This is a genomic window from Neisseria sp. HMSC31F04 (assembly GCF_001807735.1).
In the GTDB taxonomy this organism is placed as follows: Bacteria; Pseudomonadota; Gammaproteobacteria; order Burkholderiales; family Neisseriaceae; genus Neisseria; species Neisseria elongata.
In genome coordinates this window covers 1-12359 of the sequence record NZ_KV790782.1, presented here as the reverse complement: position 1 = coordinate 12359, position 12359 = coordinate 1, and the positions used below count along the sequence as shown (strand labels likewise).

The 12359-nt window shown below is 58.4% G+C and carries 14 protein-coding genes; 8 read left to right on the top strand and 6 right to left on the bottom strand.

The annotated features are described in order from the left end of the window. Positions 1 to 46: 46 nt before the first annotated feature. The gene (locus tag HMPREF3107_RS02470; protein ID WP_049248545.1) at positions 47 to 295 is read left to right on the top strand and encodes a hypothetical protein; all 249 of its coding nucleotides are present in this window, start codon (positions 47 to 49) and stop codon (positions 293 to 295) included. Positions 296 to 338: 43 nt separating this feature from the next. Next, positions 339 to 668: an NGK_0946 family protein gene (locus HMPREF3107_RS02465; protein WP_070453013.1), complete on the top strand. Its 330-nt coding sequence runs from the start codon at positions 339 to 341 to the stop codon at positions 666 to 668. Between the two features lie 150 nt (positions 669 to 818). Here HMPREF3107_RS02465 and HMPREF3107_RS02460 read toward each other — a convergent pair whose 3' ends face one another. From HMPREF3107_RS02460 to recD, 5 genes are all read right to left on the bottom strand, one after another. Continuing rightward, positions 819 to 1277 (bottom strand): DUF6636 domain-containing protein, encoded by a 459-nt coding sequence (locus HMPREF3107_RS02460; protein WP_070453010.1) that lies wholly within the window; start codon positions 1275 to 1277, stop codon positions 819 to 821. An 82-nt stretch (positions 1278 to 1359) separates the two neighbouring features. After that, positions 1360 to 1611 carry a DUF1289 domain-containing protein gene (locus HMPREF3107_RS02455; RefSeq protein ID WP_003771954.1) on the bottom strand — a complete coding sequence of 84 codons (252 nt, stop codon included), beginning with the start codon at positions 1609 to 1611 and terminating at the stop codon, positions 1360 to 1362. Positions 1612 to 1615: 4 nt separating this feature from the next. Continuing rightward, positions 1616 to 2059 (bottom strand): DNA polymerase III subunit chi, encoded by a 444-nt coding sequence (locus HMPREF3107_RS02450; protein WP_003771955.1) that lies wholly within the window; start codon positions 2057 to 2059, stop codon positions 1616 to 1618. Between the two features lie 183 nt (positions 2060 to 2242). Further along, positions 2243 to 2740, bottom strand: coding sequence for a hypothetical protein (locus HMPREF3107_RS02445; RefSeq protein ID WP_070453007.1), 498 nt, complete (start codon positions 2738 to 2740; stop codon positions 2243 to 2245). A gap of 114 nt (positions 2741 to 2854) precedes the next feature. Further along, positions 2855 to 4576: an exodeoxyribonuclease V subunit alpha gene (recD, locus tag HMPREF3107_RS02440; RefSeq protein ID WP_070453004.1), complete on the bottom strand. Its 1722-nt coding sequence runs from the start codon at positions 4574 to 4576 to the stop codon at positions 2855 to 2857. Between the two features lie 191 nt (positions 4577 to 4767). Here recD and purN point away from each other — a divergent pair, with 191 nt between their 5' ends. The 4 genes from purN to HMPREF3107_RS02420 all read left to right on the top strand — a co-directional run bounded on the left by purN (position 4768) and on the right by HMPREF3107_RS02420 (position 7880). Next, the gene (purN, locus tag HMPREF3107_RS02435) at positions 4768 to 5394 is read left to right on the top strand and encodes a phosphoribosylglycinamide formyltransferase (protein WP_049252315.1); all 627 of its coding nucleotides are present in this window, start codon (positions 4768 to 4770) and stop codon (positions 5392 to 5394) included. A 7-nt stretch (positions 5395 to 5401) separates the two neighbouring features. Continuing rightward, on the top strand, positions 5402 to 6433 hold the full coding sequence (gene dusA / locus HMPREF3107_RS02430; RefSeq protein ID WP_083284593.1) for a tRNA dihydrouridine(20/20a) synthase DusA: 1032 nt from the start codon (positions 5402 to 5404) through the stop codon (positions 6431 to 6433). Between the two features lie 15 nt (positions 6434 to 6448). Next, positions 6449 to 7009, top strand: coding sequence for a nitroreductase family protein (locus tag HMPREF3107_RS02425; RefSeq protein ID WP_070453001.1), 561 nt, complete (start codon positions 6449 to 6451; stop codon positions 7007 to 7009). Between the two features lie 76 nt (positions 7010 to 7085). After that, positions 7086 to 7880, top strand: coding sequence for a thymidylate synthase (locus tag HMPREF3107_RS02420; protein WP_070452998.1), 795 nt, complete (start codon positions 7086 to 7088; stop codon positions 7878 to 7880). 179 nt (positions 7881 to 8059) lie between these two features. On the opposite strand, the gene HMPREF3107_RS02415 is transcribed toward HMPREF3107_RS02420, so the two are convergent. Further along, positions 8060 to 9154, bottom strand: coding sequence for a hypothetical protein (locus HMPREF3107_RS02415; RefSeq protein ID WP_070452995.1), 1095 nt, complete (start codon positions 9152 to 9154; stop codon positions 8060 to 8062). Between the two features lie 149 nt (positions 9155 to 9303). On the opposite strand from HMPREF3107_RS02415, the gene HMPREF3107_RS02410 reads away from it, so the two are divergent. Next, entirely contained in the window at positions 9304 to 10596 is a 1293-nt protein-coding gene (locus HMPREF3107_RS02410) for a murein hydrolase activator EnvC family protein (RefSeq protein WP_070452992.1), read from the top strand. A 180-nt stretch (positions 10597 to 10776) separates the two neighbouring features. Continuing rightward, the gene (locus HMPREF3107_RS02405; protein ID WP_070452989.1) at positions 10777 to 12282 is read left to right on the top strand and encodes a S41 family peptidase; all 1506 of its coding nucleotides are present in this window, start codon (positions 10777 to 10779) and stop codon (positions 12280 to 12282) included. Positions 12283 to 12359 lie beyond the last annotated feature (77 nt).

Sequence of the window (12359 nt, the reverse complement as noted above, 5' to 3'; positions counted from 1 at the left end):
TGCTGAGGAAAAGGAATTTTGCAAAGGTCTCGTGAGGTTTTAAACTATGGTCAAACAGACTGTTTTGGTATGTGCTGTTTTATTGTCACTGACAGGTTGCGTTACTTACGGCGGTCAGCGTTTCATTCCTTCTCCGGAGCAAGAGGCCGCAATGCAGGCTGATTCGCGCCGTGTTCAGAACGATGAGCGTGCGGAGCGTGCAGAGCGTCGTAGGGAGCGCCGTGAAGAAATGATGGATGAGGCCGATGCCATCAACCGCGCTTATGGCAACAGAAAAGTCTATATCCTTCATTAATCTTTAGATTTATTCGATTTTTTTCGTATTTCAGGTATTTATTATGAAAAATAAACTAGCGCTTATCCTTCTGACTTCAATCATTGTAACTGGCTGTGCCGCTCAGGGAAGCTCTGTCGGCGATTTGGCTGTAGGTGATGATTCTGCTGCCATCAAAGCCGGCCGCAACCGTGCTTCTGCCCAGTTGTCCCGTGCCGAACTGGAACAACACAGACGCCAGCGTACCAACGTTTCCGAAGAATTGGCATTGGAACGCGAGAAACGCGCCAACAAACGTGATCAAATCAATGGTGCAATGGGTACTGCCGCAGGTGCGGTTGGCTTGATCGGCGGTATTGCCGGTACGGCTGCCCTCATCAAAGCATGGTTCTAATCCTTTGAACAAATGAAGTAAAACGGCTGTCGGTTATCGACAGCCGTTTTTTGTTTTCCAACAATACTTTTTATAGTTGCAAAACATACCCTTTCAAACGGAGGCCGTCTGAAAACGGCCTTTGGCAAAGCAGGGGCGCAGCCTGAATGGTTAAAACAGGCGGTATTCTTGGCGGTTGATTGAAAAGCCGTGGCCGTCGTTGTTTTTGCAGCTTAAGCCCGATGTTTCGCTGCGGCAGCTCCAACCGTTGCCGCTGACGGTTTCGCCGTATTTCAGTACGCGTGTTTTTTCGTAGCCTTCGTTGTAAGGGACAAATTCGAAACCCGCGCAGCTCATAGCGGCTTTACCTTTGGCGTTAAGCGTGAAGTCTAAGCCTTCGCCTTGTTTTTCACAGCGTTTCGGCATGGCTTTGTTCAGGCCGATGAAGCAATACAAGTCGTTGGTATAGCGTTTGTCGGCCTTGGCGTGTTTATGGCTGTTGCCGCCGCATAGGATATTGCCGCTGGGGGTGGCGAAAACGTGTTGGTAGTCATCGTTTAAATAGATGCCGGATGAGCCGGCAAAGACGGGTGCGGCGGCAGAGAGTAACAGAAGGGCCAGATATTTCATGGTGGTTTCCTTGATGAATGTTTCCTGTCGGAAAGATTGGGAAGTGGTTTTCAGACGGCCTCAATCGGGCTGACGGTCGGGGCTAATCGAATTCGAAGTTTTCCTGTTCGGGCGTTGTGCCGAAATCCCGTCCTTTTTCCCATTTGGCCTGTTCGATTTTTTTACGCCGTACGGCCAGCAGGCGCATGACTTGGTGTTTTTGGTCATCGTTCATTTGCTGCCAGTAGAGACGTTCTTCGCGGCTGCGCAGGCAGCCGATGCAGTAGCCTTTGTTGTTGGCGCGGCAGACGCCGATGCAGGGGCTGGGGATGGCGAAGAAGTCGGGCTGTTCCATGTTTTCAGACGGCCTTTCCCTGCATGTTGTGGTGTTCGACGGTGAAACCCGCGTCGCGGTAGGCGCGGAAGCGTTCCCTTGCTCCGGCCAGTTCGTCCGGGCTGTTGCCGACGATTTCGAGCACGCGTTGCGGCAGCGGTTGCGCCGTGTGCCAAAAGTCGTCGGTCAGGTTGAGGACGACGGTGCCTTCGGGCAGGGACGGCAGGCGGTTGCCGCAGGCCAAAACGGCGGCGGCATCTTGCGGATAGGGGTGTCCTTCAAACCATATTTCGTGCGGCAGGAAGCTTTCGGGCGGGTCTTGCCACAACTCTTTGTCCAAGCGGTGCATTTCTGCTTCGCTGCCGCACCAAATCAGCAGGCGTTCGTTTTGGCCGCAGGCCCGGCGGGTGAGTTTGCAGGCGAAGGCGGCGGGGTCGGTTATGTGGACGTAGAAGGTGGCTCTGGGCATGGTGCGGCTCGCAATAGAAACGGCGGTATGGATGATGCGTTGCTTATACAGTACGGATATTTAATGGTTTTTTGGTTGTGTAAAAGTTTGGCCGGTAGGTTCGGCAAGGATGGTACGGGCAATGTTTGCTAGGTTGCGGTTGTACTGCACACATTTCAGACGACCTTTCAGCCATTAACCGGCCTATTCCCCCGCAACCTTATCCAACGAGATGCTCAAAATCTGCGTGCCGTCGGCCTCAACCAGTTCCGTCAGCACCCATTTGTAATCTTGGCAGCGGTAAATCTGCTGCCCATTGTCAAATGCCTGCCATCCTTTTTCAGGCAGCCTGAACTGCTTTTTCGCCTGTTCCGCACGCACGGTAAAGGGTTTTCGCTTGTTGTAGTGGAGGAATAGGGTGATGTCTTTGATTTTCCTATTCTTATAAATCAAGAAGGCAGAATTTATATCTTTGCCCAATGGGTGGTCGTTTTCGATAAGGTTAATTCCTCCTTCGTCCGTTTGGCGTTTTTCAAGCGCGGCCGTCGTGTCGTTCGCTTGGGGAAACCGTTTTTTGAACTGCGCCAAAGGTTCGCCCAATTTCAAGCCCCTCAAATCGGCGCGCGCCACTTCCGCTTCGCACGACTGCGCTGCTGCAGTGCCGGATAAGGCCAGAAAAATCAAGCACAATATTCGTTTCATGTTATTTTTTGTCCGGTAAGGTTTATGTGGATTATACAGGCTGTGGGGCCATTTTTTTACACTCAACCGCATACGGCGGCCGGTGTTTTTCAGACGGCCTTTTTATACCTATATTCATTCCGTTTCATCCGCCAGCATGTCGCGCAGGCCGCTGCGACGGGTTTCGTTGCGGTTGCAGGCGGCGGCAAAGGCATGCCTGCCGCCGACAAAGGTAAATTTTTCGCGGGCGCGGGTGATGGCGGTGTAGAGCAGGGCGCGGTTGAGGCCTTCGGCATCGGCGGGCGGCAGCAGCCAAACGTCGCGGTATTCGGATCCTTGGCTTTTGTGCACAGTCATGGCGAAGGCGGTTTCGTAGGCGGGCAGGCGGCTGAGGGGGATTTTGCGGTATGTGCCGCCATCGGGGAAATAGGCCGCCAGCGCGCCGTCGCCGCCGTCGGTATCGCGCAGGATCAGGCCGATGTCGCCGTTGAAGAGGCCGAGCGGGTAGTCGTTGCGTTCTATCATGATGACTTGTCCGGCAAACCATTGTGCATCCGCCGGTATGCGCCCGTGCCGTTGCAGGTGGTTGCGGCAGGCGAGGTTGAAGCGGGCGGCATCGTCGCGCCTTGCCGCCAGTACGGCCAGATGGCTTTGGCAGTCGAAGGCGGCCGCGATGTCGGCATGGTCGGCGGTCTGCCAGTAGTCTGCCTGCTGGCGGCAGAAGTCGGCGGCCAGTTGTTCGACGGAGGCCGTGCGGACGGAAAGTTGGTCTGGAAAACGGTCGAACTGCGCCCAAGCGGTTTCCGCGTCTCCGGCGCACACCGCGCGCGCCAGACAGCCCAACCCGCTGTGTTCGCCGAAACGGTGGCTGACGGTCAGGCGGGCGGTGTTGGCCGAAAGCGCGGGCGGGTTTGAGGTCGTCTGAAAAGGGTTTTCGCGTTGCGGCAGCAGGGTTTTCAGACGGCCTGCCGTTTCGCCGTCCAAGATGGTGGTTTGTGCCAAAGAGGCCAATACCGCGCCCGCGCCGACGGAAGGGAGCTGGTTTTCGTCGCCCAACAGGATGACGCGGCAGCCGTCGGGCACGGCGCGCAGGAGGTTGAGCATCAGGGCGAGGTCGAGCATCGAGGCTTCGTCGATAATCAGGATGTTGAGCGGCAGCGGGTTGTCGGCATCAAACTGCGGCTGCATTTGTGGCGGGCGCAGTTTCAACAGGCGGTGGACGGTTTGGCCTTCGAGTGCCGAGAGGTGCCGTTTGAGGCCGTCTGAAAGGGAAAAGCCGGCCAGGGCTTTGTGCAGGGCGCGCGCCATGTGTGCCGCCGCTTTGCCCGTCGGCGCGGCCAGCGCGATGCGCGGCAGGCGTTCGCGGCCTTGGCAGAGCAGGGCGAGCAGTTTGGCGACGGTGGTGGTTTTGCCCGTGCCGGGGCCGCCGGAAATTAAGATGAAGTTTTGCAGCAGGGCCAGCGCGGCGGCGGCCTGCTGGCCTTCGCTGCCGGCTTGGGCAAACCATTCCGCCAGCAATTCGGCGGCGCGGGCGGTTTCGGGGATTTCGGCCGGCGGGACGGCCAGGCGGCGGATTTCGCCGGCCAAGTCGCGTTCGAGCCGGTAGAAGCGGCCGAGGAACAGCCGACGCCCGCGCAAAACCAGCGGTGCAAGGCCTTTTGAATCGGTCAGCGGCGCGGCCTGCACCAGTGTTTCAGCTTCTTCGTCGGTCAGCCAGATAAAGCTGTGGCCGTCTTCCAGCGCGGCGAAAAGGCGGCGTAAAAACGGGGCGCACATCTCGGCGGAGGCAGGGTAAAGGCGGCTGAGCAGTTCGACTGCGGTATCGGCGGCTGCGGTTTGGAATTCGTCGTCATTCATGGCGGCGGCAATTTAAAGAAAGGGACGGGCGGATTATAGCGGAAGCGGCTGCCGTTTTCAGACGGCCTGATGCGGAAGGAGGCCGTCTGAACAGCAGGTTGCGCGATTTAAAGGTGTTTTCAGACGGCCTTTCGGCTAAAATACGCCGCCCTAGAGCCATGAATCATCTTTCCCAATCCGATTTCCCCGTTATGAAAAACATCGTCATCCTGATTTCCGGACGCGGCAGCAATATGCAGGCCGTCGTCGAGGCCGCCGTTCCGAATGCGGACATCCGCGCCGTATTGAGCAACAACGAAAACGCCGCTGGACTGGCGTGGGCGGCATCGCGCGGCATCGCCACCGCCGCGCTGAACCACAAAAACTTCCCCGACCGCGAATCCTTCGACCGCGCCATGATGGAATTGATCGACCGCCATCAGCCCGACTTGGTTGTGCTGGCCGGATTTATGCGCATCCTCACGCCCGCCTTTTGCGCCCATTACGAAGGCCGCCTGATCAACATCCATCCCTCGCTGCTGCCCGCCTTTACCGGCCTGCACACCCACGAACGCGCCTTGGCCGCCGGCTGCCGCGTGGCCGGCTGTACGGTGCATTTCGTTACGCCCGAACTCGATTGCGGGCCCGTGATTGCGCAGGGCGTGGTGCCGATTCTCGACGGCGATACGGCCGACGACATCGCCGCGCGCGTTTTGAAAGTGGAGCACCAACTGCTGCCGCAGGCTGTGGCCGATTTTGCCGCAGGTCGTCTGAAAATCGACGGCAACCGCGTGCTCAACAGCCGTGCCGCCGATTCCGAAGCGCAATTCCTGGCTTGAAAAGACGATGAAAAACAATACATTGCTGCCTCGCCGCCTATCCGTAGCCCCCATGCTGGACTGGACTGATCGGCACTATCGCCATATGGCGCGCCAAATCACCCGCCATACCTGGCTTTACACCGAAATGATTAACGCGGGCGCGGTGATTTACGGCGACCCCGACCGCTTCCTGCTGAAAAACGACGGCGAAAACCCCGTCGCACTGCAACTGGGCGGCAGCGAGCCGCAGGATTTGGCCAAAGCGGCCGCCAAAGCCGCCGCTTACAGCTACGACGAAATCAACCTCAACTGCGGCTGCCCCAGCCCGCGCGTTCAGAAAGGCGCGTTCGGCGCGTGCTTGATGAAGGAGGCGGATTTGGTGGCCGACTGCCTGAACGCGATGCAGGAAGCCGCGCCCGACTGTGCCGTTACCGTCAAGCACCGCATCGGCCTCGACCGCGAAACCGATTATCAGCCGCTGGCCGATTTTGTCGGCACATTGGCGGAAAAAACCGATTGCACAACCTTCATCGTCCACGCCCGCAATGCCTGGCTGGAAGGTCTCTCGCCCAAGGAAAACCGCGACGTGCCGCCGTTGCGCTACGATTATGTCTACCGCCTGAAACGCGAGTTTCCCGCGTTGGAAATCATCATCAACGGCGGCATCAAAACCAATGACGAAATCGCCGCACACCTGCAACATGTGGACGGCGTGATGGTCGGGCGCGAGTGCTATCACAATCCGATGCTGATGCGCAATTGGGACAGGCTTTTTTACGGCGACGACCGTGCCCCTGTATCTTATGCCGAACTGGCAGGCCGTCTGAAAGATTATGCCGCCGCGCAACTGGCCGCCGGACGCGGCACGATTCTGCGGCACATGGCGCGCCATTACCTCGGCCTGATGCACGGCCTGAACGGCGCGCGCCATTGGCGGTGCATGCTGTCGGATGCCGAACTGCTGAAACCGAACGACCCCGATTTGATTTTGCGCGCCTGGGAACAGGTGGAACGGGCGAATGATTTTTCAGACGGCCTCCCTGTGGATAAAGAGTAAACGAAAGGAAACAAAATGGACGCATTAGATTTGCTGACCACCCGCCGCTCGGTGCGCGAACTGGTCGAACCCGCCCCCGACGAACTCGAGCTGGAAACCGTTTTTCAGGCGGCCACCCAAGTGCCCGACCACGGCAACCTGACACCGTGGCGTTTCGTCGTTATTACGGGCAGCGAGGCGAAACAGAAATTCCGCCGCGCGTTGGAAGAAACGGTGGAAGTGATGAAATTGGGTGAGGACGCGATGAGAAAGGCGGAAAAAGTCGCCAACTTCGCCCCCATGATTATCGCCGTGATTGCCGCGCCGAACACCGCCGCCGAAAAACCGAAGCCCGAATGGGAGCAGCTGATGAGCGCGGGCGCGGCGGCTTATGCCGTCCAGCTTGCCACCAACGCGCTGGGTTACGACAACGTGTGGATTACCGGCCTGTGGTGCGGCAGCCCCGTATTGCGCGAAGCCATGAACTGCGGCGAAAAAGACCGCATCATCGGCTTGATCATGGTCGGCACGGCGCAGCACGATTTCCCGAAAGAAGAAAAAAATACCGATTTGGAACGCTTCGTCAGCTATTGGTAAGATGAAAAGGCCGTCTGAAAACTAATCTTGCGCGAAGCGGGATTTTTCAGACGGCCTCAACCGAAGGGACATACACATGAAACAATATCTCGGCCTGATGCGCCACGTCATGCAAAACGGCCACGACAAATCCGACCGCACCGGCACTGGCACGCGCTCCGTGTTCGGCTACCAGATGCGTTTCGATTTGGCGCAGGGTTTCCCGCTTTTAACCACCAAAAAACTCCACCTGCGCTCGATTATCCACGAGCTGCTGTGGTTCCTCAAAGGCGATACCAACATCAAATACCTGAAAGACAACAACGTTTCCATCTGGGACGAATGGGCGGACGAAAACGGCGACTTGGGCCCGGTTTACGGCTACCAGTGGCGCAGCTGGCCCGCGCCCGACGGCCGCCATATCGACCAAATCGCCAACGTGGTGGAGCAAATCAAGAAAAAACCCGATTCCCGCCGCCTGATTGTGACGGCCTGGAACCCCGCGCTGGTGGACGAAATGGCCTTGCCGCCCTGCCACGCGCTGTTTCAGTTTTACGTTGCCGACGGTAAACTGTCCTGCCAGCTCTACCAGCGCAGCGCGGACATCTTCCTCGGCGTGCCGTTCAACATCGCCAGCTACGCGCTTCTGACCATGATGATTGCCCAAGTGTGCGGTTTGCAGCCGGGCGAATTCGTCCACACGCTGGGCGACGCGCATATTTACAGCAACCACTTCGAGCAAACCGAATTGCAGCTGGCCCGCGAACCGCGCGCGCTGCCGAAGATGAAGCTCAACCCCGCCGTAACCGACCTGTTCGACTTCAAATTCGAAGATTTCGAACTGGTGGATTACGACCCGCACCCGCACATCAAAGCCGCCGTGGCCGTCTGAAAAACATTCTGAATTATATCGGGTTAAGTTTAAATCAGGACGCGGCGGCGAAGCCGCAGGCAGTACAAACAATACGGCAAGGCGGGGCAACGCCGTACCGGTTTAAAGTGAATCCGCCATATATGCCGTCGGTTCCGAAGGCGGTATTTTAGCCTCTTGCTGTTCCAAACGCGCCTGCCTTAAAGCGTGGCCGCTTCGACATAGGGCACGCGGCCGTCGGGCTTGGGCGGCGTATCGAAGGCGACGACGAACAGCCTGCCGCCCGCCGCCAGATGCGGATATTCGTTCATGACGGGCAGCAGCGGGTCGTTTTCGTGCATGCTGCCGACCATGTAGTGCCAGCCGAGTTTGCGGCAGCGGATGTATTGCGCGCGTAGGAGCGCGCGGTAAACGTCGGCATCGTCTTTTTCGACGGCGGTCAAAGCCAGATAGCCGTAGCGTATCGTCCCGCCCTCGTCGGGCAGCAGCGGCAGGCGCAACAGGCGGGCGGCGGCGTTATACAACGGTTTGCCCAAACGCCACAGGCCGTTGTACCGTTCGACATGGATTTGGCGGAAACCGTGCTGGTCCCAGCTGGCCAGCGCGCCGACAATCCGGCCGTCCCGCCGCGCGATGCAGACGTCGCCGACGGACAGCCCGCGCAGCCGCCCGTTGTGCCAGTCGGCCGGTTCATAATGCGGCGCAAATTGGCGGCGGGCGGCTTCGCGGTTGAGAAAATCGGTCAGCACGTCTTCTTCACCCGCACGGCCGAAGCGGAGTTCCACCCCCTCAGGTGCAATCGGGCGGCGCGGGCGAGCTAGGCGGATGAACGGCGTGTGCACCAGGCCTTGCGGGATGTAGCGCGGCATACCCGGCCGGTTGGCGGCGATGGTGGAGAGGGCGGCGGCGTTGTCGTGCAGGATCATACTGGTGTGCAGCGGCAGCGGGTCGGCGGCAATGACGTTGCCCAGTTCGCGGTAGGCCCGGAAAAGGCAGCGGCTAGAACGGTAGTGGCGGTTGAGGCGCAGGTCGGCCAGATAGCCCAGTGTTTCCCGTTTGCCGTTGAAATAGGCGGCACGGCGGAAACGGCTGCCCAATACCGCGATTTCGCCCGTTTCGACATTGCAGCCTTTGTAAATTTCCGCCTGTTCGCCCTGAATCGACGAGGTGAGGAAGTAAGACGGTTCGCGGCGGAAGCTGACGCTGATGCCGCCTTCCATAACGTTTTCCCGCAACAGGCGGCGCAGGGCGTCGTCGTCGTCGGGCGTGGCGAGGGAGAAGATGAGGCGTGGCATAGGGGCCGTCTGAAAAAACATTGGACGGCGTGATTATATAGTGAAACGGCCGTCCCGATGGCGTGCGGCGTGGCGGGAAGAGGCCGTCTGAAAAGCCGAAGCCGCCAAATTCCGCTATAATCCGCCGTTTTGATGACCCGTTTTACGCTATGTCCCCGCGCCCGCTGATATTGACCGTACTGCTTGCCGCCCTGCCTTTGTCCGCCGCCCCCGAAACGCCGGACGGAGGCGATTTGAACAGCATCCGCCACGCCATCGACGAGGCGCAGTCGGAATTGCAGCAAAAACAGCAGGCGCAGCGGCAGGCGCAGCAGACGCTGGCCAAAACCCGTGCCGCACTGGAAAAGGCGCAGCGCGAACTGGCCGGCATCACCCGCCGCCAGCAAGACTCGCGACAGAAGCTGCAAACGCTGCAAAACGAACTCGAAGGGCTGAAAACCGAAATCGCGGGACGCAAAGCGCAAGTTGCCCGCCTGTTGAACGGCCACTATAAAAACCGCCAAAACAACGCCGTCATCCTGTTTCTGAAAAACGCCGAACCGGGGCGGAAATCGCGTTATCTCGAATACGCCCGCCGCATCGGCAGTGCAAACCGCAACGTGGTCTCCGAACTGGTCGTCCAGCAGCAGGAACTGCACCGGCGCGAACAGGAAATTGATGCCGAACTGGCGAAGCTGGCCAAACTGAAAGCGGAAAAAGAAGCCGCGTTGAGCAGGCTGGGCAAACACAATTCGGCCGCACAGCGCGAAAACAGCCGTCTGAATGCCGAAATCGACAAGCAAAACCAAAACCTGAACAAACTGCGTGCCGACGAATCGAAATTAAACCAAATCCTTGCCGACATCGCCCGCCGCAATGCGGCCAAACGCAAACAGGAAGCCGCCGCCCGCACCAAAGCCGCCCGCGAGCGGCTGGCGGCGGAAAAGGCGAAAAAACGTCTGGCAAAATCTGACAACGCTGAAGACAAGGCCGCCTCCGCACCGGCCAAACTGCCCGTTTCCACCCTGACGGAAGAAGACCGCGCCTTACAGAGCGAATATGCCGCACAGGCCAACAACACCTTCAGCCGCCTCCAAGGCCGCCTGCCGCATCCGGTCGGCGGCAGCATCACCGGACGTTTCGGCAAACCGAGGCCTGACGGCGGCGTTTGGCACGGCCTGTTTTTCGCCACGGCCCCGTCGCCCGTCCGCAGCGTGGCCGACGGCACCGTGGCTTACGCAGGCGCGCTGAACGGCTACGGCAATACCGTCGTCATCGACTACGGCGACGGCTACACCGGCGTTTATACCGGCCTGTCGTCCATCGCCGTCGGCAGCGGCGGCAGCGTGAAAACAGGCGGGACAATCGGCACCAGCGGCAGCCTGCCGTCGGGCGAGCAAGGCCTGTATTTCGAAATCCGCTACCGGCTTGCGGCAATGAACCCCGCCGCCTGGCTGCGCTAGGGCGGGGAGGCGGAAGCATAGAGGCCGTCTGAAAGTCCGGCCGTCCGTTTTCAGACGGCCTTTGCGTTTTTCCGCCTATTGTATTTTTTGATAAAAGCAGTTGATGGACAACATCAAATCCAATACAGTTCGCATCTTTGCCGCAGGTCGGCATTCAGAAACAAACGAGAATATACAAACATGGCAAATTCCACTTTGAAAAAAGTCGCACTCTACACATTGGGCGCGTTCAGCGGAGCATTGCTGACCGTCGGCGTACAGGGTTTCGCCGCCTCCGAGGGCAAAAAACAGGACGCGCTGCCGGTACAGTCCATCCGTACGCTGGCAGAGGTTTACAGTCAGATTAAAGCCAACTACTACGAAGACAAAACCGACGACGTCCTGCTCGAAAGTGCCGCGAAAGGCATGGTGGCCGACCTCGACCCGCATTCCGAATACATGAACAAAAAAGACTATGCCGACCTGAAGGAAAGCACCAGCGGCGAATTCGGCGGCTTGGGGATGGAAATCGGCTCCGAAGACGGCTTTGTCAAAATCATCGCTCCGATTGAAGACACCCCGGCCGAACGTGCCGGCATCAAAAGCGGCGACTACATCGCGAAAATCGACGGCGTTTCGACACGCGGCATGAGCGTGAGCGAAGCGGTAAAAAAGATGCGCGGCAAACCCGGCACCAACATCGAACTGACCATTTCGCGCAAAGATTCTTCCAAACCGCTGACCTTCAAACTCACCCGCGCCATCATCAAAGTGCAGAGCGTGCGCTCCAAACTGATCGAGCCGGGCTACGGCTACATCCGCATCAGCCAGTTCCAGGAACGCACCGTCGCCTCGTTGCGCGAAGCAGTGCAAAAGCTGACCAAAGAAAACAAAGCCCCGCTCCAAGGCTTGATTTTGGACTTGCGCGACGACCCCGGCGGCCTGCTTAACGGCGCGGTGGGCGTATCTGCCGCCTTCCTGCCCGAAGGTGCCAAAGTGGTCAGCACCAAAGGCCGCGACGGCAAAGACGGCATGAGCCTGTCCGCCCTGCCGAAAGATTACATCTTCTCCGGCCATGCCGACCCGCTCAAAGGCCTGCCGTCCGAAATCAAAAACATCCCGGTAACCGTATTGATCAATTCCGGTTCTGCTTCCGCTTCGGAGATTGTCGCCGGTGCCCTGCAGGATCACAAACGCGCCGTCATCGTCGGCACGCAGAGTTTCGGCAAAGGCTCGGTGCAGACCGTTCTGCCGCTATCCAACGGCAGCGCCATCAAGCTGACCACTTCGCTCTACTACACGCCGAACGACCGCTCTATTCAGGCGCAAGGCATCGTGCCGGACGTGGAAGTCAAAGATAAAAACCGAACCTACGAAAGCCGCGAGGCCGATTTGGCCGGACACATCGGCAATCCGTTGGGCGGAGAAGAAGTAAACGGTGTGGTGCACGATGATGCCGTTGAAGAAAAAGCCGCATCCCAAGCCGACAAAGAGGCTGCCAAAGGCAAAAACAAAGGTAAGGACAAAGAGAAAGAGGCGGAAGAAGAACTCTCTTCGCGCCACAATCCCGATCCTGCGAAAGATGCCCAACTGAAAGCCGCGCTGGATTTGGTGAAAGACCCGGCCAAATGGCGTGAATCGCTCGGGTTGGCTGCCAAAAAACCGGCAAAAAAAGACAAAAAAGAAACAACTAAAGAAGACAAATAAACCCGTCGGATATAGTTTGTAGCGAAAAGGCCGTCTGAAAAATGTTTTTCAGACGGCCTGAGACCTTTGCAAAATCC